22 protein-coding genes are annotated in these 21,582 nt (G+C 69.7%); 10 read left to right on the top strand and 12 right to left on the bottom strand.

From position 1 onward, the window contains the following. Window positions 1-45: 45 nt before the first annotated feature. The 4 genes from AC0L5F_RS09015 to AC0L5F_RS09000 all read left to right on the top strand — a co-directional run bounded on the left by AC0L5F_RS09015 (window position 46) and on the right by AC0L5F_RS09000 (window position 5,309). Entirely contained in the window at window positions 46-2,658 is a 2,613-nt protein-coding gene (locus tag AC0L5F_RS09015; protein WP_473312991.1) for a choice-of-anchor Q domain-containing protein, read from the top strand. Window positions 2,659-2,777: 119 nt separating this feature from the next. Then, window positions 2,778-3,341 carry an RNA polymerase sigma factor gene (locus tag AC0L5F_RS09010; RefSeq protein WP_473312990.1) on the top strand — a complete coding sequence of 188 codons (564 nt, stop codon included), beginning with the start codon at window positions 2,778-2,780 and terminating at the stop codon, window positions 3,339-3,341. After that, window positions 3,338-3,976 carry an anti-sigma factor gene (locus tag AC0L5F_RS09005; RefSeq protein WP_473312989.1) on the top strand — a complete coding sequence of 213 codons (639 nt, stop codon included), beginning with the start codon at window positions 3,338-3,340 and terminating at the stop codon, window positions 3,974-3,976. Before AC0L5F_RS09010 ends, AC0L5F_RS09005 begins: the two co-directional genes overlap by 4 nt. A 34-nt stretch (window positions 3,977-4,010) precedes the next feature. Then, on the top strand, window positions 4,011-5,309 hold the full coding sequence (locus AC0L5F_RS09000; protein WP_473312988.1) for an MFS transporter: 1,299 nt from the start codon (window positions 4,011-4,013) through the stop codon (window positions 5,307-5,309). A 7-nt stretch (window positions 5,310-5,316) separates the two neighbouring features. On the opposite strand, the gene AC0L5F_RS08995 is transcribed toward AC0L5F_RS09000, so the two are convergent. The 3 genes from AC0L5F_RS08995 to AC0L5F_RS08985 are packed head-to-tail and all read right to left on the bottom strand — an operon-like array spanning window position 5,317 to window position 7,614. Beyond that, the gene (locus tag AC0L5F_RS08995) at window positions 5,317-6,249 is read right to left on the bottom strand and encodes an oxidoreductase (protein ID WP_473312987.1); all 933 of its coding nucleotides are present in this window, start codon (window positions 6,247-6,249) and stop codon (window positions 5,317-5,319) included. Window positions 6,250-6,289: 40 nt separating this feature from the next. Further along, window positions 6,290-7,078 (bottom strand): maleylpyruvate isomerase family mycothiol-dependent enzyme, encoded by a 789-nt coding sequence (locus AC0L5F_RS08990; protein WP_473316176.1) that lies wholly within the window; start codon window positions 7,076-7,078, stop codon window positions 6,290-6,292. Window positions 7,079-7,080: 2 nt separating this feature from the next. Continuing rightward, entirely contained in the window at window positions 7,081-7,614 is a 534-nt protein-coding gene (locus AC0L5F_RS08985; RefSeq protein ID WP_473312986.1) for a hypothetical protein, read from the bottom strand. Window positions 7,615-7,703: 89 nt separating this feature from the next. Here AC0L5F_RS08985 and AC0L5F_RS08980 point away from each other — a divergent pair, with 89 nt between their 5' ends. The 3 genes from AC0L5F_RS08980 to AC0L5F_RS08970 all read left to right on the top strand — a co-directional run bounded on the left by AC0L5F_RS08980 (window position 7,704) and on the right by AC0L5F_RS08970 (window position 9,785). Continuing rightward, a complete protein-coding gene (locus AC0L5F_RS08980; RefSeq protein ID WP_473312985.1) occupies window positions 7,704-8,702 on the top strand; it encodes an aldo/keto reductase in 999 nt (332 codons plus the stop codon). A gap of 101 nt (window positions 8,703-8,803) precedes the next feature. Further along, on the top strand, window positions 8,804-9,217 hold the full coding sequence (locus AC0L5F_RS08975; RefSeq protein ID WP_473312984.1) for a DoxX family protein: 414 nt from the start codon (window positions 8,804-8,806) through the stop codon (window positions 9,215-9,217). Window positions 9,218-9,296: 79 nt separating this feature from the next. Next, entirely contained in the window at window positions 9,297-9,785 is a 489-nt protein-coding gene (locus AC0L5F_RS08970) for a pyridoxamine 5'-phosphate oxidase family protein (protein WP_473312983.1), read from the top strand. A gap of 206 nt (window positions 9,786-9,991) precedes the next feature. Here AC0L5F_RS08970 and AC0L5F_RS08965 read toward each other — a convergent pair whose 3' ends face one another. Beyond that, entirely contained in the window at window positions 9,992-11,872 is a 1,881-nt protein-coding gene (locus AC0L5F_RS08965; RefSeq protein ID WP_473312982.1) for an acyl-CoA dehydrogenase, read from the bottom strand. A gap of 127 nt (window positions 11,873-11,999) precedes the next feature. After that, window positions 12,000-12,596, bottom strand: coding sequence for an HAD family hydrolase (locus AC0L5F_RS08960; RefSeq protein WP_473312981.1), 597 nt, complete (start codon window positions 12,594-12,596; stop codon window positions 12,000-12,002). A 304-nt stretch (window positions 12,597-12,900) separates the two neighbouring features. Here AC0L5F_RS08960 and AC0L5F_RS08955 point away from each other — a divergent pair, with 304 nt between their 5' ends. Beyond that, window positions 12,901-13,818, top strand: coding sequence for a LysR family transcriptional regulator (locus AC0L5F_RS08955; RefSeq protein WP_473312980.1), 918 nt, complete (start codon window positions 12,901-12,903; stop codon window positions 13,816-13,818). Between the two features lie 4 nt (window positions 13,819-13,822). Here AC0L5F_RS08955 and AC0L5F_RS08950 read toward each other — a convergent pair whose 3' ends face one another. The 4 genes from AC0L5F_RS08950 to AC0L5F_RS08935 all read right to left on the bottom strand — a co-directional run bounded on the left by AC0L5F_RS08950 (window position 13,823) and on the right by AC0L5F_RS08935 (window position 16,255). Beyond that, complete coding sequence (locus AC0L5F_RS08950; RefSeq protein WP_473312979.1) at window positions 13,823-14,575, bottom strand: enoyl-CoA hydratase-related protein; 753 nt, start codon at window positions 14,573-14,575, stop codon at window positions 13,823-13,825. Between the two features lie 22 nt (window positions 14,576-14,597). Further along, window positions 14,598-15,320 carry an SGNH/GDSL hydrolase family protein gene (locus AC0L5F_RS08945; protein WP_473312977.1) on the bottom strand — a complete coding sequence of 241 codons (723 nt, stop codon included), beginning with the start codon at window positions 15,318-15,320 and terminating at the stop codon, window positions 14,598-14,600. Between the two features lie 74 nt (window positions 15,321-15,394). After that, window positions 15,395-15,694, bottom strand: coding sequence for a GNAT family N-acetyltransferase (locus AC0L5F_RS08940; RefSeq protein WP_473316175.1), 300 nt, complete (start codon window positions 15,692-15,694; stop codon window positions 15,395-15,397). A gap of 204 nt (window positions 15,695-15,898) precedes the next feature. Beyond that, entirely contained in the window at window positions 15,899-16,255 is a 357-nt protein-coding gene (locus AC0L5F_RS08935) for an HNH endonuclease (RefSeq protein ID WP_473312976.1), read from the bottom strand. Window positions 16,256-16,337: 82 nt separating this feature from the next. Here AC0L5F_RS08935 and AC0L5F_RS08930 point away from each other — a divergent pair, with 82 nt between their 5' ends. Then, entirely contained in the window at window positions 16,338-17,234 is an 897-nt protein-coding gene (locus AC0L5F_RS08930) for an SMP-30/gluconolactonase/LRE family protein (protein ID WP_473312975.1), read from the top strand. 90 nt (window positions 17,235-17,324) lie between these two features. Here the strand turns inward: AC0L5F_RS08930 and AC0L5F_RS08925 are convergent, their stop codons facing one another. The 3 genes from AC0L5F_RS08925 to AC0L5F_RS08915 all read right to left on the bottom strand — a co-directional run bounded on the left by AC0L5F_RS08925 (window position 17,325) and on the right by AC0L5F_RS08915 (window position 19,931). Further along, a complete protein-coding gene (locus AC0L5F_RS08925) occupies window positions 17,325-17,567 on the bottom strand; it encodes a hypothetical protein (RefSeq protein WP_473312973.1) in 243 nt (80 codons plus the stop codon). Window positions 17,568-17,993: 426 nt separating this feature from the next. Then, window positions 17,994-19,229 carry an AlbA family DNA-binding domain-containing protein gene (locus tag AC0L5F_RS08920; RefSeq protein ID WP_473312972.1) on the bottom strand — a complete coding sequence of 412 codons (1,236 nt, stop codon included), beginning with the start codon at window positions 19,227-19,229 and terminating at the stop codon, window positions 17,994-17,996. Window positions 19,230-19,514: 285 nt separating this feature from the next. After that, entirely contained in the window at window positions 19,515-19,931 is a 417-nt protein-coding gene (locus AC0L5F_RS08915) for a hypothetical protein (RefSeq protein ID WP_473312970.1), read from the bottom strand. 138 nt (window positions 19,932-20,069) lie between these two features. On the opposite strand from AC0L5F_RS08915, the gene AC0L5F_RS08910 reads away from it, so the two are divergent. Next, the gene (locus AC0L5F_RS08910) at window positions 20,070-21,572 is read left to right on the top strand and encodes a hypothetical protein (RefSeq protein WP_473312968.1); all 1,503 of its coding nucleotides are present in this window, start codon (window positions 20,070-20,072) and stop codon (window positions 21,570-21,572) included. Window positions 21,573-21,582 lie beyond the last annotated feature (10 nt).

The following is a 21,582-nucleotide window of genomic DNA, read 5'->3' as shown; positions in this document are numbered from 1 at the left end:
TGAGGGCGACATCCGTCGCCCGGTCAATCCTCGAAAGGACGTGCCATGCGTCGATGGACGTACGCCCTAGGAGTTCCGGTACTCGTCAGCGGAGCCTTGTTCGCCATTCCCAGCGCCAGCAGCGCGGCCAGCATCGACGTGACCACCGTCGTCGATGATGCCGGCGACCCCACCTCCCTGCGCGGCGCCGTGATCGCCGCGAACGGCAACGGCGAGGACGACACCATCACCCTGACGACGGGCACGTACACGCTGACCGTCGGTGGCGCCGAAGAGGACGCCGCCGCCACCGGCGACATCGACATCACCTCGAACATCACCATCGAGGGCAACGGGTCGACCATCGACGCCTCCGCACTCGGCGACCGCGCGTTCCACGTGCTCGCCGGCGGCAACCTGACGCTCAACGACGTCACCATCACCGGCGGCACGGCCGTCGGCGCCCCGTCGGCCGCCGGCGGAGCGTCCGGCGGCGCCATCCTGAACGCCGGGACGCTCGACGTCTCCGACTCGACGCTGAGCGGCAACTCGGCGCCCCGCGCCGGCGGTGCCATCGAGGCCTCGGGCGGTGCGACCACCACGGTCAGCAACACCGACGTCACCGGCAACTCCACGGGCGCCGCGCCCGGCAACGGCGGCGGCCTGCACAAGAGCGGTGCCGGCACCACGACCGTCAGCGGCGGTTCGTTCTCCGGCAACACCGCGGCCGCCGAGGGCGGCGGCCTGTGGAACTCCGGCGCCGGCACCATGACCGTCACCGGCACGTCGATCACCGAGAACGTCGCGTCCGGCGATGGCGCCGACCAGGGCGGCGGTGGCCTGTTCCAGGAGGCCGGCGGCGGCACCCTGACCGTGCGCAACTCCAGCGTCAACGCCAACGCAGCCGACGGCGCGGCCGGCTCCGGCGGCGGCATCCTCAACGACCAGTCGGTCCTCGTGGTCGAGGGCGGCACCATCAACAACAACGACTCCGTGCGCGCCGGCGGCGGCGTCGAGGCCAACGTGGGCACCACCACCCTGACCGGCGTCACGATGAGCGACAACACAACCGGCGGCGCTCCCGGCAACGGCGGCGGCCTGCACATCACCGGTGCCGGCAACGCCACCATCTCCGGGGCCACGATCACCGGCAACAGCGCGACCCTGGAGGGCGGCGGACTCTGGAACGGCTCGGGCACCATGACGGTGACCGACTCCACGGTCAACCAGAACTCCGCGAGCGGCGCAGCGGCCGACGACGGCGGCGGCGGCATCTTCAACAACGGCGGCACCCTGCGGGTCTCCGGCACGCAGCTGGACAGCAACGAGGCCGACGGCGCAGCCGGTTCCGGCGGTGGCATCTTCAACCTCGGCGGCACGCTCGAGCTGACCGACTCCAACGTCGACGGCAACGCCGCCGTGCGCGCGGGTGGCGGCATCGAGGCCACCGAGGGCAGCACGACCACGATCGACGGGGGCTCGCTGAACAGCAACGACGCGGGCGCGGCTCCGGGCAACGGTGGCGGCATGCACATCACCGGTGCGGGCGACGCTGACCTGACCGGTGTCGTGGTGGCCGACAACTCCGCCACCAACGAGGGCGGCGGCCTGTGGAACGGCTCGGGCACCATGACGGTCACCGGCTCCACCGTGAGCGGCAACGAGGCGCTCGGCACCGCTGCTGACGCCGGCGGCGGTGGCATCTACAACGAGGGCGGCACCGTCGACGTCGACAGCTCGCTGATCGAGGACAACGAGGCCGTGAACGGCTCGGGCTCCGGCGGCGGCATCCTGAACGCCGGTGGCAACCTCACGGTGGAGAGCAGCGACGTCCTCACCAACTCCGCGGCGCGCGCCGGCGGCGGCGTCGAGGCCACCGACGGCAGCACCACGGCGCTGACCGACGTGCTCCTGCGCGGCAACGACACCGGCGCGGCACCCGGCAACGGCGGCGGTCTGCACCTGACCGGCACCGGCACCGTGACCGTCGACGTGTCGTCGGTCGAGGGCAACAGCGCGGCCAACGAGGGCGGCGGTCTGTGGAACTCGGCGGGCGGCACCATGACCGTCACGCGCACCACGCTGTCGGACAACACGGCGAGCGCCGGTGGCGGCTTCTACAACAGCGGAGGCACCGCGGTCATCGAGGCCAGCACCATCAGTGGCAACGACGCGGACACCGGCGGTGGAATCGAGCTCGGTCAGAGCCTCGGTGACGTCAGCCTGGTCCACGTCACGGTCACGGCCAACAGCTCGGGCATCGAGGGCCCGGTCACGATCGGCAACAGCATCGTGTCCGGCAACGACGGCGCCAACGCCAGCGTGCCGTTGACGTCGCAGGGCGGCAACGTCGTCGGCACCGACGTCACCACCGATGACGGTGACGACGTCAAGGCCGCCGACCCGGGCCTGGGCGCACTGGCCGACAACGGTGGACCGACCCTGACGCACCTGCCCCAGGACGGCAGCCCCGCGATCGACGCGGGCGTCGCCGGTCTGGCCGACCTGGTCGCCACCGACCAGCGCGGCGCAGCTCGTGTGGTCGGCGCGGCTCCGGACTCCGGTGCGGTCGAGGTCGGCGCAGATGCCGACAACGACGACCGGGCCGGAAACGACAACGGCGCACCGCCGGCGGCTCCGGCTCGGCCCCGCCAGGGCCAGCCGACGTTCACCGGTTGATCGGGTAGCCGGACGTGAGGGCGCGTGGCGGGCCGGGGGACCTGCCCACCACGCGTCCGATCGGTTCGTGGCGACCATCGTGGGGCGAAGGAGCGACAAGGGTGCGTAGCATCGGGCCCGTGGACCCCGGCGAGCTCGAGCGCGACCTGTTGGTGCGGTTCCGTGCGCTGGACCCGGATGCATGGGAGACGGTCTACCGTCGCTCGTACGCCCGGCTGGCGGACTACGCCCGTCGCCGCCTGCCGAGCACGCACGATCCCGACGACGTGGTCAGCGAGTGCATGGCCCGGGCGGTCGACCGCGTCGGCGAGCTGCAGGACCAGGGGTTGCGCGTCGAGGCGTGGCTGTACGGCATCTTGCGCCTCGTGGTGCTGGAGCAGACCCGCCGACTGGGTCGCCAGGAACGCGAACGTGCCGACGGACACGAGCCGGGACCGCCGCAGGCGTCGTTGGCACTCGGCCCGCTGGAGCACGTGCTGCACGACGAACGACTCGGGCTGGTGCGTGAGGCGTTCGAGAGGTTGTCGGCCGACGACCAGGAGGTGCTCTGGCTGCGACTGGTGGCCGAGCTCTCCGCTACGGAGGTCGCGACCATCGTGGGGCGACAGGCCGGAGCGGTGCGCCAGGCGCACTCACGCGCACTCAACAGACTGAGGACGATCATGGAGGAGGTGGACCGATGAGCGACGAGACCGAACGACCCGACCCCGAGCTGGAGGTGCGCGTCCACGACGCGTTCGCACCGGACGCCGCCGAACCGAGCGCAGACAGCGTCGCTCGCCTGCGATCCTTGGTGGAGACCGCGCGGGCAGCCCGCACGCCCGAGCCGGTCCCCATGGCCACGCGCCGGCCCCGTCGCGCGCTGCTGGTGCTCGCCGCTGCCGTGCTGCTCGTCGCCGGCGCCGGCATCGGCGCGGGACTCCAGGCCGCCCTCACCCAGGACTCGTCCGACGTGCTGGCGCGCGGGACGGCGGAGTTCGACGCGGTGCTGGACCGGGGCGACGTCGAGGTGCGCATCGACGGCGCCGCCGCGCCCGAGGGTCGGATCCTCACCCTCCGCTCGGACAGCCTGCCCACCCTGGCCAAGGGTGAGTACTACCAGTTGTGGTTCGTGCCCGACGGCGGCTCGTCGACCGGCGGCTGGATCTCCGGCGGCACCTTCCACCCCGACGAGGCCGGCAGGACCGACGTGGTGCTGCACGCGGCCGTCGATCCGCGATTGGCCGACCGGGTGGAGATCACCCGGCAGGGGGCCGGCGCACCTCCGGGACCGTCAGGCGACGTGGTCGTCGAGGGCACCGTCCACCTGCTCTCCTAGGCAGCGTCTCCGGGCACGGGCCTACGCTGAGGCCGTGACCCTCGCCGACCCCATCCCGCGCCGAGCCTTCGCGGTGTGGGGAGTGGCGCTCGCGGTGTACCTGCTCGCCGTCTTCCATCGATCGTCGCTGGCGGTGGCCGGCCTCGCCGCCACGGAACGGTTCGACATCTCGGCGGCCCAGCTCGCCACGTTCACGATGGTGCAGCTGCTCGTCTACGCAGGCATGCAGATCCCGGTCGGGCTGCTGGTCGACCGCTTCGGGCCGCGCGCGGTGCTGATCACCGGTGCCCTGACCCTGACCGCCGCCCAGACCGGGTTCGCGTTCGCCGACACCTATGCGCTCGCCGTGGTGGCCCGCGTGTTCGTCGGCATGGGCGACGCCATGACGTTCATCTGTGTGCTGCGGCTGGTCAACGCGTGGTTCCCCGGTCGCCGCATCCCGCTGATCACCCAGCTGACCGGCGTCACCGGGCAGCTGGGCGCCGTGCTCGCCGCGGTCCCCATGACCATCGCGCTGCGCGACCTCGGGTGGACGCCGGCGTACCTGATCTCGGCGTCGCTCGGCCTGGTGCTGACCGTCGGTCTGGTGCTGGTCGTGCGGGACGCTCCCCACGGACGCACCGTCCGCGGCGAGGCGATGTCGCTGACCCGCATCCGCGCCACGCTGGCGGCGTCGTGGCGACACCCCGGCACGAGGCTCGGCTTCTGGATGCACTTCACCACCCAGTTCAGCGCGACCACCCTCGGTCTGCTGTGGGGCTACCCGTTCTTCGTCCGTGGCGAGGGCGTCTCCCCGGCGACGGCCGGCACCCTCCTGACGATCATGGTCATCGCCCTGATGGGCGCCGGACCTGTCCTCGCGCGTGTCATCACCCGCAGTCCGTGGCACCGATCGACGATCGTGATCGGCATCGTCGTGGCCATCGCGTCGGTGTGGACCGTCGTGCTCGTGTGGCCCGGCAACGCGCCGATCGGGGTGCTCGTGGTGCTGGTCGTGGTGGCGGGCATCGGTGGTCCGGCGTCGATGATCGGCTTCGACCTCGCGCGCACGTCGAACCCGCCGGAACGGCTGGCCAGTGCCACGGCGATCGTCAATCAGGCCGGGTTCGTCGCCAGTCTGCTGCTGGTGATCGCCATCGGGCTGATCCTCGACTGGCGCACGCCGGGTGACAGCTCGGCCTACACGCCGTCGGCCTTCCGCTGGGCGATGTCGGCCCAGTACGTCCTCTGGGCGCTGGGCCTGGTCCAGCTGGTGCGGTTCCGGCGTCGGACGCGCGCCGAGCTGCTCGCCGCGGACCCCGACGCCCGCAGCAAGATGCTCGGCCTCGCCTAGGGCGGGCTCAGACGTCGAACGCCACGCCGGTGGCGGCCTCGCTGGCCTGCCACAGCGTGGCGGCGAGCAACGGGTCCTGGGCGGTCGCTGACGCGCCGGCGGGCCCGGGCCGGCCGCGCACACCGCCCATGGCTCGGGGCCCGAGATACTCGCCACCGGTCAACGTGGGGTCGGTGGCGGCCATCAGCAGCGGCCACGCGCCGGCGTCGGCGGACTGGGCGATCAGGCGGGTGAGCTGGTGCATGGCGACGCCGGCCATCGGGTTGCGGCTCATGCCGGCGCCGGTCTTGGTCAGGTTCGTCGAGGAGATCCCGGGGTGGGCGGCGACGCTGGTGACCGGCACCCCGGCGGCCTTGCAGCGCCGGTCGAGCTCCAGCGCGAACGACAGGTTGGCCAGCTTGGACTCCGCGTACGACGTCCACCGGACGTAGCGGCGTGGCGAACCCTGGGGCGTCAGGCTTCGAAGATCGACCCCTCGCGCGCCGGTGTGCGCCAGTGAGCTGACCGTGACGACGCGTGCGCCACTGTGGCTCAGCAGGGGCCACAGGCCGGCGGTCCAGGCGAAGTGTCCGAGGTGGTTGGTGCCGATCTGCAGCTCGAAGCCGTCGACCGTGGTGCGCTCCGGTGTCGCCATGATGCCGGCGTTGTTGATCAGGACGTCGATGCGGTCGAGGCGCGCGACCAGCTCGCGTGCGGCTCGTCGGGTGTCGTCGAGGTCGGCCAGGTCCAGCGACACGACGCGGACCCGCGAGCCCGGCGCGGCGTGCTCGATGCGGTCGGTCGCCTCGGTGGCCTTGGCGCCGTCGCGCGCAGTCACGACGAGCTCGGCGCCGTGGCGCGCCAGCTCGATGGCCGTGGCGAGCCCGAGCCCGCCGGTGACCCCCGTGATCACGATGCGGCGCCCCATCAGCTCGGGAATGTCACGGGTCGTCCACGTCATGGTCTCGACGGTAGCCGTGCCGGTGAAGGCCGACTCGTCGTCAGGGCGTGACGGCCATCGCCGCGAGCACGGCGAAGGCCAGGTCCTCGTCGCCCGTGACCCCCACCTCGAGCCGATCGGGCGAGCGACGACCTGCGCCCAGCATCGTGAAGGTCTCGGTCGTCATGGAGACGGTGGTGAGCGGTCCGTCGACATGGTCGACGCGGGCTGCACGTCCGTCGTCGCCCACCCGCACGGTCACGTCGACCGGTACCTCGCCGGTCACGTCCCAGCGCAGGGCGGTTCCGATCTCTGCGCGCACCTTCCTGCCGACCACGTAGGGGAGCGCAGAGGAGAACGCGGTGGTCACCACCTGGGCGCCGGTGGTGTCCAGGCCGCCGGGACGATCGAGCGCCCGGCGGAGATCTTGCTCGTGCACCCACATGTCGAGGCAGCGGTTGCGCAGCAGCACGTCCCACGACCAGTCGATCCCGCCGGGCGTGACGGGAGCCGGAGCCCGCGGGTCGTCCGGCAGGTCGCGGAGCTGCTCGGAGCGGGTGACGACGGCAGCGCGGAGCTCGTCGACGGCCTCGGGCAGGCTCAGCCCGCGGCGCTCCAGCACACCGGCCTGGGTGTAGCTGGAGGCCAGCTCCGCTGCGCCGGCCGAGCCGGTGTCCTGCGTGTCGCGACACAACGCGCCCTCGAGGTGAGCGAGGTGGGCCACGACGTCCTTGACCGACCAGCCCGGACAGTCGGTGGGCAGGTCGGCGTCGCCGGCGTCGGTCGTGTCGGCCAGCGCGAGCAGCGCGTCGGCGGAGTCGCGCCAGCCGGAGACGTAGGTGCGCAGCATGCTCACGAGCCGGCTCTCGATCTCATCGATGCCTTCTTGTCCTGGCGCCGACAGGTGAACGTCCACCCCGCAAGAGCGAGCCCGACCAGCAGGCCCGTGGCCGCGATGGCCTGACCCTTCTCGCCGCGCGAGGTGAAGCCATCCACCAGGGCGAAGGAGTAGGTGGCGTTGTCGACCCGCTTGTCGAGCGGTCCGCAGCGCACCTTGAGTCCGTCGCGGCCCTTCGGCAGCAGATTGATCAGGTGCCACTGCGTGCCGTCGGACTCGACCGGGACGTCGATGGCGGCCGCCTTGATCGGCACTGCCTCGCCCTTGAGGTCGCGGCCACGGCACGCGATGTCGCGGTTGGGTTGCACGATGTCGGTGAAGACCGCGACGCTGAGCCCCTCGGCATCTGCGCGTTCCTGGGTGACGGGCACCAGGGTCGCGTCGCGCACGGAGTCCCACGCGCCGGCAGCCACCACCGTGGCGCCGACCCACCCGGCGAGCACCAGCAGGACAGCGGCCAGGTAGCCGAACGGGCTGGTGATCCTCACGAATCCAACTGTTCCACATGGTGGCGAGCGCGCCCGGTGACGTCGCCGCGACCGGGCGCGCTCTTGGTCGAGGGGAGTTCAGTGGAGACATGACTCTTTCGACACGCACCCTCGGTTCCTCCGACAGCTCCCTGACCGTCTCGGCCCTCGGCCTCGGCTGCATGGGCATGTCGGAGTTCTACGGCACCGGCGACGAGGCCACGGGCGTCGCCACGATCCACCGGGCCCTCGAGCTCGGAGTGACCTTCTTCGACACCGCTGACATGTACGGTCCCTTCACCAACGAGAAGCTGGTGGGCAGGGCACTGCAGGGTCACCGCGACGGCGTCGTGCTCGCCACGAAGTTCGGCAACGAGCGGCTGCCCGACGGCACCCGGGTCGGCGTCAACGGACGCCCCGAGTACGTCCGCGCTGCCTGCGACGCCTCGTTGGAGCGCCTCGGCGTCGACCACATCGACCTGTACTACCAGCACCGCGTGGACCAGTCGGTGCCGATCGAGGAGACCGTCGGCGCCATGGCCGAGCTGGTCGAGGCGGGCAAGGTCACCCACCTCGGGCTGTCCGAGGCGGCGCCCGACACGATCCGGCGTGCCCACGCGGTGCACCCGATCGCCGCGCTGCAGACCGAGTACTCGCTGTTCACCCGCGACCTCGAGGCCGAGATCCTGCCCACCATCCGCGAGCTGGGGATCGGACTGGTGCCGTACTCGCCGCTGGGCCGAGGTCTGCTGACCGGCGCGATCACCTCCGAGGACTCCCTCGAGGAGGGCGACTCGCGCACCACGGCGTACTTCCCGCGGTTCCGGGGCGAGGCGCTCGACGCCAACCTGGTCCTGGTGGGTCGCGTCCGCGAGCTGGCCGAGCAGCACGGGTGCACGCCGGGCCAGCTGGCCCTCGCGTGGGTGCTGGGCCAGGGCGACGACGTCGCGCCGATCCCGGGCACCAAGCGGGTCGCCTACCTGGAGGAGAACGTGGCTGCAGCCGACGTGCAGCTCAGCGACGCCGACCTCGCCGCGCTCACCGCGGCGGTCCCGGCCGACGCCGTGGCCGGCGATCGGTACGGCGACCTGTCGTCGATCGACGCCTGAGGAGCAACTCCGATGGGCGGGGCGCGGCGAGTTGACGCGTCGCCGCCGCGGGGTCGAGACTGATTGAACTCTCAACTTCGCCACTCGGAGGTACCACTGCCATGGAAGCCATCTTCCTCATCGGGCGCATCATGTTCGCCTTCCTGATCCTCGGCTCGGCCTACGGTCACCTGACGCAGACCGACGCCATGGCCGGCTACGCGGAGTCCAAGGGGGTGTCGAACCCCAAGCTGATGACCCAGATCAGCGGTGTCGCGCTCGCGGTCGGTGGTCTGTCGGTGCTGCTGGGCATCTTCGGCGACGCCGGATCGCTCGGCCTGGCCGTGCTGCTGGTCATCATGGCCGTGATGATGCACCCGTTCTGGAAGGAGACCGACGCCCAGGCCAAGCAGGGCGAGATGGTCCACTTCAACAAGGACATCGCGCTGGCCGGCGGTGCGCTGGCCATGTACGTCATCTTCTACAGCACCAACGGCTTCGGCTACTTCACGATCACGGGGGCGCTGTTCAACTGAGCCCCCGTCACCACGCCCCGCAGCCATCGGCTGCGGGGCGTCGTGCGTGAACGAGGGCCGTTCGGGGTACGCGGCAGGCATGACCGACACCGATGCAGACCATCAGACCCTGGTCGACCTGACCCGGGACTCCCGTTTCGTCATGCTCACCACGCGTGACGCCGACGGCCACCTCGTCAGCCGGCCGATGACCCGCCAGGAGGTCGACCTGGACGGCGACCTGTGGTTCATCGCCACGCGCGACTCCCGCAAGGTCGAGCACATCCGGGCCGACCCGAGCGTCGGCCTCACCGTGGCCGGCGGCAGCTCGTGGGTGTCGATCGCCGGCCGCGCCGAGGTCGTCGACGACCTCGAGAAGCTGCGCGAGCTGTGGAGCACGTTCGCCGAGGCATGGATCCCCGACGGCCCGGAGGACCCGAACGCCGTCTTGATCCACGTGGAGGCCGACACCGCCGAGTACTGGGCGTCACCCGGCGGGCGGGTGGCCAGCCTGGTGAGCCTGGTGAAGGCCAAGGTCACCGGCGAGCCGTACGACGGAGGCGATCACGCGAAGGTCGACGACCTGTGACCGCCGGTGATCCGGAGCCGGAGCACAGCCCCGACGAGGAGCCCAAGCCCGGCGTCAACGACCCGCACCCGGACGGCGCCGGATCGGACGAGCCGCTCACGCCCATGTGACACGACAGAACCCCTGCACCCGACGGTGCAGGGGTTCTGTGTGTTGACGCTGCGCTGGCGTGAGCTGACGCTCGGGCGCGAACGCCCTCGGTCAGCTCAGAACGCGGCCTCGTCGAGGTCCATGACCGAGGCGTCGATGTTCTCGGCGATGGCGCGCTCGCCGGCCAGGAGCGGGAGCACCTGACGCGCGAAGAACGACGCCGCGGCGACCTTGCCCTCGTAGAAGGCCTGGTCGGCGGCCGACACCTCGCCACCCAGCTTGTTCAGCGCCACCTCGGCGCCGCGCAGCAGCAGCCACGCCACGACGATGTCGCCGAGCACGTAGACCAGGCGGGTGGTGTTGAGGCCGACCTTGTAGATGTTCTGGATGTCGCCGTTCGCGTCGGCCGGGTTGGCCGACATGAGGTCCTGGAACACCGCACCGAGGATCGCCTGCGCGTCCTCGAGGCCCTTGGCGAGCAGCTCGCGCTCGACCTTGAGACGGCCGTTGCCGGCGTCGCTGGCGGCGAACTGCTCGATCTCGTTCGAGAGGTACCCGAGCGCCTGGCCCTTGTCCTTCACGATCTTGCGGAAGAACAGGTCCTGGCCCTGGATCGCCGTGGTGCCCTCGTACAGCGTGTCGATCTTGGCGTCGCGCACGTACTGCTCGATCGGGTAGTCCTGCAGGAAGCCGGACCCGCCGAACGTCTGCAGCGTCTCGGTGCCGAGCACCACCCACGAACGCTCCGAGCCGTACCCCTTGACCAGCGGGAGCAGCAGGTCGTTGACCGCCTCCGACAGCGCGGTGTCGTCGCCGGCCGCCTCCTTGATCATGATGTCGTCCTGCCACGTGGCGGTGTACATCGCGAGGCTGCGCAGGCCCTCGGCGAACGCCTTCTGCGTGAGCAGCGAGCGGCGGACGTCGGGGTGGTGGGTGATGGTGACGCGCGGCGCGGTCTTGTCCGACGCCTGGGTGAGGTCGGCGCCCTGCACGCGCTCCTTGGCGTAGTCGAGTGCGTTGAGGTAGCCGGTCGAGAGCGTGGCGATGGCCTTGGCGCCGACCATCATGCGGGCGTTCTCGATGACACGGAACATCTGGTTGATGCCGTCGTGGACCTCGCCCAGCAGCCAGCCGCGAGCGGGCTCGCCGCCGCCGGTGGAGCTGTCGCCGAAGGTGACCTCGCAGGTCGTGGAGACCTTGATGCCCATCTTCTTCTCGACGTTGGTGACGTAGGCGCCGTTGCGCTCGCCGGTCAGCTCGCCGGACTCGAGGTCGAAGTGGAACTTCGGCACGAGGAACAGGCTCAGGCCCTTGGTGCCGGGACCGCCGACGCCCTCGACGCCCTGGGGGCGAGCGAGCACGAGGTGCATGATGTTCTCGGCCATGTCGTGCTCGGCCGAGGTGATGAAGCGCTTGACGCCCTCGATGTTCCAGGTGCCGTCCTCGTTGGGGTAGGCCTTGGTGCGGCCGGCGCCGACGTCGGAGCCCGCGTCGGGCTCGGTGAGCACCATCGTGGCGCCCCAGCGGCGGTCGACCATGTGCTGCGCGATGGTGTGGTCGCGATCCTTCGTGCCGTTCTCGAACACGATGCGCGCGAACGCGGGGCCGCAGGCGAACATCCAGATGGGCGGGTTGGCGCCCAGCACGAACTCCGCCGAGCCCCAGATCAGCGACGCGGGGGCGCGCTGTCCGCCGAGCTCCTCGGGGACCTGCAGGCGCCACCACTCGGCGTCCATCCAGGCGTCGTAGCTCTTCTTGAACTCGTCGTTCATCGTGACCGAGTGGGTGGCCGGGTCGTACACCGGCGGGTTGCGGTCGGAGGCCTCGAAGGAGGCGGCCAGCTCGTTGCTGGAGATGCGCTCGACCTCGGAGAGGATGCTGCGGGCGGTGTCGGTGTCGATCTCGTCGAACGGACCCTGTCCCAGGATGTCTTGGCGGTCGAAGAGCTCGAACATGTTGAACTCGACGTCACGCAGGTTGCTCTTGAAGTGGCTCATGCCAACGGTCCTTCACGACTGTGGGGGGATGACGTTGCGTCACTGGCTACTGGCCAGTAACTTAAGTATCCGTCGTCAGGCGGGGAAAGACAAGTTCCGCGGCTGTCTGACACGACACATCCGCAGGTCAGGGCAGGTGCGCGAAGGCCTGGTCGAAGTCCAGCAGGGAGTCGAGGACGAGGTCGGCGCCGGCCTCGAGCAGCTCGTCACGCGTGGTGCCGCCGGTGCTGACACCCACGCCGACGACGCCGGCGAGCCGGGCTGCGACCATGTCGTGCTCGTGGTCGCCCACGTACATGACGGCGCCCTGGGCGATGAGCACCTCTGCCTTCTGCTCGCGCCACGCTCCACCGAACACGTGGGACGCGGGGATGCCGAGATGGTCGACGTGCATCTGCACGTTGGGCGTGTGCTTGGCCGAGATGACCAGCGAGGTGCCGCGAGCGTTGACCGCCTCGACGGCCGCTCGCGCGCCGGGCAGCGCCTCGACGCTGGCGATCGCGGTGTCGGGATAGAGCTCGCGATACCGGCCGACCCAGTGGTCGACCTCGGACTCGGGCATCCAGTGCGCCAGCTCCCAGCCCAGCGGCGGACCGAGGCGCGAGGTGGCGAGATCGACGTCGATCGCGTGACCGGACTCGGTGGCGATGCGCCGCAACGTGGCGCCGATGCCGGGGCGCGAGTCGATCAGGGTCATGTCGAGGTCGAAGCCGATGACGGTCACTCGTCCACGCTAGTCAGGACATGACAAGACCGGCCATCTCGGGGGAGGATGGCCGGTCTTGAGTTCAGTGTACGCCGAGGATCAAGCCTGGCGGGTGGGCACGCGGCCGAAGCCGTCGGTCTTGACCAGGCGCGCCGTCTGGACGGCTCCGATCACGGTGATGACTGCGGCGCTGGTGGCGACGAAGATCATGGTGGCCTCCTTCAGGGGCTGTGCTGCGGGCTGTTGGTGTACCGCCAGTATCTCCACGTCAAACTATCAAGCACAAGCGACCAAAACTGCACGTAACGTGTAGTGTTTCTTCATGGACGTGCGCAGGCTCGAGCTTCTCAGGGAATTGTCGGAGCGCGGCACCGTGGGGGCCGTCGCCGATGCGATGCACATCACGCCGTCCGCGGTCTCCCAACAGCTGAAGGTGCTGGAGAAGGAGGCCGGATACACCCTGATCGAGCCGGCCGGCCGGGGCGTCGCGCTCACGGTCGCGGGCCGTGCGCTGGCGGCCACGGCCACCGAGATGGCCGTCGCGTTGGAGCGGGCCGAGGCCCAGTGGCGCGAGTTCATGGAGCGCCCCGGCGGCGAGGTGCGGATCGCCACCTTCCACACCGGCGGGGAGATGTTGCTGCCGGGACTGTTCACCCGCATGGCCGACGTGCCCGAGGTCGAGATCGTCGTCTCCGACGTCCCCGGCCTCGTGGTGGACTTCGCCGATCTGGTGCCCGACCACGACGTGGTGATCTCGGACTCGCCCACCACGGAGTCGTCGTGGATCGACCGCCGGCTGCAGGTGGTGCCGCTGATGACCGAGCCGCTCGACGTCGCGCTGCCCGAGGACCACCCGCTGGCCCGCAAGGCCAGCCTGTCGCCGCGCGACGTGGTGGGCGAGTCCTGGATCGGCGTGCCCCGGGGCAATCCGTTCGACCAGGTGCTCGAGCAGGTCGTGTCAGCCACCGGCGAGGCGGTCCGGGTCACGCAGCGCATCGCCGACAACGGCATCGTCGAGGCTCTGGTCGCCGGCGGGCACGGCATCGCGATCCTGCCGCGATTCACGACCCGCGGCCGCGGCAACGGACTGGTCACCCGCCCGATGGTCGGCATCCGGGCCCGACGACAGATCTCGGCGCTGCTGCGCCCGGACCGCTTCGAACGACCCTCGGTCCGTCTCGTCATCCAGGCGCTGCGCGAAGAGGCCCGCGCCGTCGCCGACTCCCACGGCGCCGTCTAGTCACTCAGCGGGAACTGAAGCGGGCGGTGAAGGTGCGGAACTGCTCGTTGGCCATCGACTCGGCCTGGGCGAGGGCCTCGAAGGCCAGGCTCTCGTCGGCCGTCGCGGTGGTGGCGAGCCGGACGGACTGCTTGATGTCGGCCATCAGCTTGGGCTCGCGGGTCGCCCACGTGGCGGCCAGCTCAGTGGCTCGGACGCTGGGGTCGCCGGCGATCTCCTGCGCGATGCCGAGCCGGAGCGCGTTGTCGGCGTCGATGATCTCCCCCGCGTACAGTGCCGCCGTCGTGTTGGCTGCGCCGATGCGCTGGGTGAGCATCCAGGTGCAGCCGCCGCCCGGGTGCAGGCCGATCTGGCTGAACGTCGGACCGAACCCGGCCCGCGGTCCGGCGACGATCACGTCACACGCCAGCGCGATGTTCAGGCCGGCGCCGACGGCGGCGCCCTGCGCGGCGGCGACGGTCGGGATGGGCAGGTCGCGGAGGCCCAGGAACGACGCGTAGACACCCATCAGGTGGTCGCGCAGCCGCTCGACCGGTCGATCGAGGTCGCCGAACAGGTTCACCAGGTCGGCGCCGGCGCAGAAGGCCTTGCCCTCGCCGCGGACCACGAGGGCGCGGGCCTCGGTGTCGGCGCGGACGGTGGCGACGGCGGCCTTCAGCTCGTCGAGCAGCGGCCAGCTCAGGGCGTTGCGTCGGTCGGCGTCGTCGAGGGTGATGGTGCGGACGGATCCGTCTGCCGTGAGGTGCACGAGGGGCATGGCTCGAATGTAGCCACGTCGCTCACAGGGCGGTACGCGCCACTGCTGCCATCTCCGCGTAGCCGCGGTCGTTGGGGTGGAACCGGTCCTGGGCCAGGCGACCGCGGAAGTCGCGCAGGTGGGGGATGCGGAAGTCGGCGGCCACGATGCCGCGGTCCGCGGCTCGTGCCAGCACCCGGTTGTAGGCGGCGGATGCCCGCTGGATCCCGGGTTGGCGCGCGACGACGGTCCCGTGCGGGAGGGCGTCGAGCAGCAGCTGGGCCGAGTCGGCCAGCGCGCCCACCCATCGGGGGCTCATCAGGTCGTTGTTGCCGGTCACGACCGTCACCAGGGCGATGTCGCGCTCGCGGCGCAACGCGTCGAGCACCGGAACCTGGCGGCGGAGCACCTCCAGCACCCGGGCGCCCTTGAAGGACAGGTTCAGCACGGCGGCGTCCGCGAGCCTCGGGGGTGGATCCGCGGCGATGCGTCCGACCCACCCGCGGTCGGGCGCCGATGCGCCGATGCCCTGCGAGAGCGAGTCGCCGAGCACGACCCACAGCGGGCGCCCGGAGCCGAGGGCTCGACGATTGTTGTCCACCCACCAGGCCGCGTACGGCGCCGTCTGGTCGAGGGTGGCCTGCAGCCCGGGCATCACTCGGGCGAGCTTCGACACGAAGGCACCGTGCGGGCGTCCGCTGGTGCACGTGAAGTCGAACCGGTCCGAGCCCATCGGCCCGACCGGGCGGGGGAGCAGGTCGGTCACGGAACAAGCGTGCCAGCATCGATCGGCTCCTGCAGGCTCGACCCGGCCGGTGTCACCGAGTGTTCACGGGCCGATCAGCCTGCAGCGTCGAGCGGCGTCAGCGACATGTAGGTGCTCCACGGGTCGTCGGTGTAGTCGGCGAACGGGCCGCACACCTCGAAGCCGTGCCGGGCGTAGAGAGCACGCGCGGGAGCGAAGGCCTCGGGCGAGCCGGTCTCGAGGCTGAGGCGGGTCCAGCCACGCGCGCGAGCCGTGTCGATCAGGTGTCGCAGGATCGCGCTGCCCGCACCCCGACCTCGGAACGCGTCGGCCACCCGCATGGACTTGATCTCGCCGTGCCCGGCACCGTCCCGGTCCGCGTCGAGCTGCTTCAGAGCACCACACCCGACCAGCTCGCCGGAGCTTCCAGGCGGTCCAGAACGTCACCTCCGGGGCGCGCAGCCCGTCGAGGTCGAGCGCGTGCATGCTCTCGGCCGGAGAGTGCTGGGCGAAGTCGACCAGGTGGTGCTCCAGCAACGCGATCACGGCGGGGTGCGTGAGGTCGTCGACGCGGATCTCGAGGTCCATCGGTGGCTCGCTCAGGCCTCGGCGAACTGGGCCACCAGGGCCGCGCTCAGCTGGTGGTGGCGCACCAGGAAGGCGCGCTCGTCGAGCTTCTTGCGGCGCATCCAACCGGTGACCTCGTGGTTGCACTTGCTGGCGTTGCACGACGGGCAGGCCGGCACGATGTTGTCGAGGGTGTAGCGGCCGCCGCGGGACAGCGGGAGCACGCAGTCGCGCTGCAGGCTGGGGGCGGCTGCTCCGCAGTACGCGCACCCGTTCCACGACGACTGCAGCGCGGTCCACTGCTCGTCGCTGAGATCGTGCTCGACCGCATCCATGCGCCGCTTGCGCTTGCGGGTGGCACGAGCGCGACGGCTCCGGTCGACGGCCATGGACTCACGCTATCGGTCCGTCGCCCCGCTGCGGTGACGCCGAACCGTTGACAGTCGTCGGGTCCCAGGGCGACCGTGAGCCATGACCCGCGAGCTGACGACGATCGTTCCCGACCTGCACTTCTCGGAGTGCCCGCGATGGCACGACGACCGGCTGTGGTTCTCCGACTTCTACCTGCACCGCGTGTACTCCTGCGAGGCGGACGGGTCCGATCTGAGGGTCGAGGCCGAGGTGCCCGAGCAGCCGTCGGGCCTCGGCTGGCTGCCCGACGGACGGCTGCTGATCGTGTCGCAGCACGACCAGCGGCTGCTGCGCCGCGAGCACGACGGGACGTTGGTGACCCACGCCGACCTCGCCGACCACGTGACCGGGGACCCCAACGACATGGTGGTCGACGAGCAGGGCCGGGCCTACCTGGGTTGCTTCGGCTTCGACCTGATGGGCGGCGCTCCGAGCGCACCGGCGGGACTCGTGCGCGTCGATCCCGATGGCTCGGTCACGACCGTCGCGGAGGGCCTGCACTTTCCCAACGGCAGCGTGATCACGCCGGACGGTCGCACCCTGATCGTCGACGAGACGTTCGGCAACCGGATCTCGGCGTTCACCATCGCCGACGACGGGTCGCTGACCGACCAACGGGTGTGGGCCGAGCTCGGACCGCTGCCCACCACCACGGACGTGGGCGAGGCGATCGGCACCGTCGACGCCGGTCCCGACGGCTGCGGCCTCGACGCCGAGGGCATGCTGTGGGTGGCCGACGCGGTGCACGGGCGGGTCATCCGGGTGCGCGAGGGCGGCGAGATCGTCGACCAGATCGACACCCCGATGGGTGTCTACGCGTGCATGCTCGGCGGCGACGACGGACGCACCCTGTTCATGTGCTGCGCGCCGGACTTCCTCGCCGAGAACCGCGTCAAGGCTGCGGAGGCGGCCATCATGGCCACGACGGTGCAGGTGCCGCACGCGGGCCGGCCCTGATCGGTCCTGGTTGCACGCAGCGCTTCGGGTGTGGGCGGATGACGGGAGCTGCCTGATGCTCCACCGTCAGCAGATTCTTCGCGACTCCGCTCAGGGTTGCGCGAGGTCAGCAGAGGGCAGCCAGCTGCCGCCGTCCGCGTGGTTCCACACGAATCGGTCTGGGTCAGCGAGTGCGGCCAGAACGCCCTTGGGGTCGGGCTCGCCGAACGTGTCCATCTCGTACGCGTGCCAGAGGCCGATCTCGCTGGCTCGGCGACGCACCTCACGTTCGGTCGGTGCGTAGATCAGGACGGACACGACATCGCACCCGTCGACCGGCTCGCCTCCGCTCATCCACCCGACGACACCTCCGGGGACCGGAGTCACCCACGAGTTACGCCGCTTCCTCAACCACATGCCACGATCCTAGGGCGGGCCGATGATGCGGGATCGCCGTCGGCTCGAACGACGTCCTTGGCATGAGGGTGCCAAAGTCCCTGACCTGCGGTGGTGTGCCGAGTCTCTCTGCGTCTGAGGGGTGATCGTAGATTCGGGAAAGTATTGAACTGGTGGGAGGCAATGTAGGAAGTGCCAAGTGGCTTGCACCCATCTGTTCTCGAATCAGCACCCATTGGGGCGCAACAGAGGGCGTGGATCACCCGGTCAGGGCGCACACGGCCGTACTCCTGGCGAGGCTTCCACCCGGGGGTTCGGTACCCGCGGAGGCAACGCCCGCAAGTGTCCGTGGCGTGAGGTTGCTGCCTGGCGCCGCCGGCTCGGTCAAGACTCTGGTGGGTCGAGAACATCGGTGACAGCGCGCATGTTGGTGATGCCGAGCGCTCTGACGAACCGGCCAGCAAGGCGCTTGGCGATTGCCCAAGGCTCGTCGAGTACCTCGCGGGTCGATGCGCTGGTGGAGGTCTCGTACGAGTTCAGGTCGACGGGTACCCGAACGTCCCCGAAGTCGAAGTTCCCGTTGCTCAGATAGGCAGGCAGTCCGGCGATGCCGTTGGCGGCGACAGCGAAGTGCCACTGGCCGCCGTAGTTGACGTGCTCGGACACCTTTCCGACGATGTCGACGGTCTGACGCACGAGCACCGGGAGCATGGTCTCGAAAAGCATCTGCTGGTCCGAGTTCTTGAGGACGGCGTCGCTGAAGCGCCCCGTCATGACGCGGACCGTTCCCTCGTCGGTCATCTCGACCTCGATGAACGACTCGGACTTGTACGAGTCCATGTCGATGCTGCGGTCGGAACCGAGGGCGCCCGACGTCATCGCGGCCCCGTCAGCTCGCCTTGAAAGGCTCGCTGCCTGGTGGAGGGAAGGGGAGAACTGGTCGGCTGAGCCTGATGAGGTCGCCCCGTAGCTGATCAGCCGGTGCATGACCTCGTGGCGGTCCGGTCCGGACACGACGTCAAGCAGCATCTCGTGCCTCGGGGCGGCCGGTACGGCAACGATGAACAGGTGTGCGGCCTTGCGGCGGTCGGCGGGAACGGGGTCCCGTCGCACGTAGGCGTTGACTGCGTCAACGGCCGCCTGCTCGGCAGCAGCCTGCTGGGCGTGGAACCTGCGAACTTCGGTGTCCGTGAGCCGGGTCTTCGTCTTCGCGCCGCGGCCGTAGTAGATGCCACCGGCCTGGTGGGGTGCTGCTGACGATGCGGGCACCTCGACCCACAGGTAGCCCTTGCCGGGGTCGGTCTCGCTGTGGATGATCCTCGTGGTGACGAACAGGGGCGGGTCGATGCCGCGCGCGACTTGCTCGATGCGCTCGGGTAAACCGGCCAAGTCAATGGGGGCGAGGACGAACTTGTTGTCGACTTCGGCGACGCCGATGAGGAGGGCACCAGAGTCGATCGCGAACTGGGCGAGATCCCGCGCGAGCTCGTTGTTGGCACCCTTACCGGGCTCCACCTCGGCCTTGAAGTCGATGAAGTGGGTCTCTTCGAGCAGGCTGGCGGCGCGAGCTTCCTCGATGTCGGCTTCTCTGTTCGGCGTCCAGCGGGCGGGGGTGGTCATGCGCTTAATCCTGCCAGTCGGCACGGACAGGTCGTCGCCTCCATCAGCGCCAGCTCGACAGCACGACGTGAGCGAGGATGGCGCCCGCTCATAGGTCTCCGAACCGCAAGACGCGCAACGTCGCCTACCGTCGGAGGCGGGGCCGCCGTCGAGGTGGCGCTTTCGCGAAGATTGAACTGCGGATCCGAGGGTCTGCGGGGACCCTGGCCTCGACGACGTCGTGCCCGGCCGAGTCGCGAAGAGGTCTTGCGACTCGGCCGGTCCGTCAGCTGCGCGGGCAGCGCGTCACAGGACCGCGCCCCAGCTGGTCGAGGGGTCCCGCCGGCCGCCTGCGTCTGGCTGCGCCTTGACGCAGGTGAGGTCGACCTGGGGTTGGAGCAACGCGATCCGGTCGAAGGCAGCGATGACGGCGTCCGTGTCCCTGACCGTTGTCTGGAAGGGCCACGTGATCTCGAGGCGGTTGTGCTGGAACTTCATCCCGGGGTATCCCAGGAGTCTGACGCGGATCGGGTCCACGTAGGGGTCCGTGTTGCACCCGTCGAACAGATCTGCCGAACACTGGCAGACGAACAGGCTGCCCAAGGTTTGCAGATCGAGCGAGCTTCCATCCGTTGCGAATCGGCACATGCGTGCGAAGTCGTTGACGTGCTCGGAGTTCCCGGAGATGGTCAGAGTCATCTTGATGATGTTGACGTCGTTCACGGCAGCCTCCCTGGGAACCATAGGGTCTGCCCCGGCGGCGGCGATGGTGTTGCCAGCGGCTCCGGATGGGGCGGCTCCATAGCCGAACGGTTTGACAATGAGACAGATTGTTTGGCCAATGTGCGACATAGTCAGCGGGTGAGCGAGCGCGAGGTGGAGCCCCGGTCGGAGGGCACTGAGTCCGAGAACACGACAGTCGAGAAGCGCACCCGCCGTAGGTGGACTTGGATCCTTGGAGTGGTCCTGGTGATGGCAGTCTTCGCGGGTTATGGAGTCACGCAAGTGCCGGAACGGTTCGGGCTATCCACCGATTCGACTGACACCCCCAAGGCGCCACTCGACTCCGATGGCGACGGCCTGCCCGACAAGGTCGAGATTGCGGGCCTGCTCACACGCGAGGCCACCTTTCAGACGGACCCCACCAAGAAGGACACGGACGGCGACGGCCTCAGCGACGGCGAGGAAGCTGGCGGGGTCATCAAGGGGCGGCAGTCCGAAAAGGACGTCTACCTCGGGTACTCGAACCCGACCGTGCCCGACACTGACGGGGACGGGCTCAGCGATGCCGACGAAGCCGACCTGAGCCTGGACCCGTTGAACCGCGACACCGATGGCGACCAGATCGATGATGGCCGCGAAGTTGAGGTGCTAGGGACTGCACCCGACGTGGCCGACACCGATGGCGACACCTTCGATGACGGGTTCGAGGACGGAAGCAGGGAGAGTCGAGGCCTCGACCCTCTGGTGGTCGACGTCAAGGTCAGCAGGTTGACCTACGCAGCTGACTTCTCCAAGGGAGCGATCGCCGGCGACCTCTGGCGCGTGGACTCACTCGCCTGGATGGCCGGCAACCTCACCTCCGGTGGCGCCAGCTCCATTCCTGGCATCGGTTCAGTCCTCGGCGCCATTGCTGACCTGCGTGACGTGATTGGGTCGCTCATCCGTGCCGACTGGGTCGGTTCAGGCTTCAGTGCAGTGGGCGCGGTTCCGGGCGGAGACGTGGTCGCCATCCCCGGCAAGGCTGCCAAGTTCGTCACCCGCAATCCCGAACTTGCAGCTGCAACGGCGGCGATTGTCGCCTCGGCGACGAAGGTCCCCAGCAAGATCAAGATCAAGGCAGCAAAGAAGATCTGGGGCGAAAGCTGGGACGATCTCGCTGACGCCGGCGCCAGTGAAAAGGCGCTGCTCCAGCTCAACAAGGGCACGACCGACCTCAAGAAAATTTCTGCCGCTCGCAAGCGCGCCGGACACGTCGAAGGCGCGCCCGCGAAGTTCTTCGCCACCGGCGCTGAGGGCGAGAAATTCCTCGAGGGTGTCTACGGAGCTGCCGTGAAGGGTGCAGACAAGCAAGTCTCCGCTTCAACCAAGGGCTGCCTGGTGGTCTGCAATGCGGTTCGACGAAGGTTCGACGTCGTCGCAGATAACGTGGCCCACGAATCGAAGGTCGGCAAGGTCTCATTGACCGCATCCATCGAGAAGCAGATCAGGAGCGATGCCTACTTGGTAGAGACCGGCGTCATCCAGGGAGCCCACTGGCATTTTCTCGCCAGCTCCGCGTCCAACACGATAGGCCCGAACAAGGCTGTGATGGACCTGCTCGATGAGCTCAAGATTCCGTACACGATTCACCTCCCCGCATAGGACCACCACC

This window comes from Aeromicrobium sp. 10G20-16 (assembly GCF_055809665.1).
Note: the sequence above shows the minus strand (reverse complement) of the source record. Positions and strands in the feature narration are given on the sequence as shown.

Bases quoted from the DNA above. Each gene is read 5' to 3' on its own strand.
- AC0L5F_RS08955 (WP_473312980.1), top strand. From the start codon at position 12,901: ATGGACGTGCGCAGGCTCGAGCTTCTCAGGGAATTGTCGGAGCGCGGC.
- AC0L5F_RS09005 (WP_473312989.1), top strand. From the start codon at position 3,338: ATGAGCGACGAGACCGAACGACCCGACCCCGAGCTGGAGGTGCGCGTC.
- AC0L5F_RS08920 (WP_473312972.1), bottom strand. From the start codon at position 19,229: ATGACCACCCCCGCCCGCTGGACGCCGAACAGAGAAGCCGACATCGAG.
- AC0L5F_RS08925 (WP_473312973.1), bottom strand. From the start codon at position 17,567: ATGAGCGGAGGCGAGCCGGTCGACGGGTGCGATGTCGTGTCCGTCCTG.
- AC0L5F_RS08930 (WP_473312975.1), top strand. From the start codon at position 16,338: ATGACCCGCGAGCTGACGACGATCGTTCCCGACCTGCACTTCTCGGAG.
- AC0L5F_RS08995 (WP_473312987.1), bottom strand. From the start codon at position 6,249: ATGACGTGGACGACCCGTGACATTCCCGAGCTGATGGGGCGCCGCATC.
- AC0L5F_RS08935 (WP_473312976.1), bottom strand. From the start codon at position 16,255: ATGGCCGTCGACCGGAGCCGTCGCGCTCGTGCCACCCGCAAGCGCAAG.
- AC0L5F_RS08990 (WP_473316176.1), bottom strand. From the start codon at position 7,078: ATGCTGCGCACCTACGTCTCCGGCTGGCGCGACTCCGCCGACGCGCTG.
- AC0L5F_RS08975 (WP_473312984.1), top strand. From the start codon at position 8,804: ATGGAAGCCATCTTCCTCATCGGGCGCATCATGTTCGCCTTCCTGATC.
- AC0L5F_RS08965 (WP_473312982.1), bottom strand. From the start codon at position 11,872: ATGAGCCACTTCAAGAGCAACCTGCGTGACGTCGAGTTCAACATGTTC.
- AC0L5F_RS08980 (WP_473312985.1), top strand. From the start codon at position 7,704: ATGACTCTTTCGACACGCACCCTCGGTTCCTCCGACAGCTCCCTGACC.
- AC0L5F_RS08950 (WP_473312979.1), bottom strand. From the start codon at position 14,575: ATGCCCCTCGTGCACCTCACGGCAGACGGATCCGTCCGCACCATCACC.
- AC0L5F_RS08970 (WP_473312983.1), top strand. From the start codon at position 9,297: ATGACCGACACCGATGCAGACCATCAGACCCTGGTCGACCTGACCCGG.
- AC0L5F_RS09015 (WP_473312991.1), top strand. From the start codon at position 46: ATGCGTCGATGGACGTACGCCCTAGGAGTTCCGGTACTCGTCAGCGGA.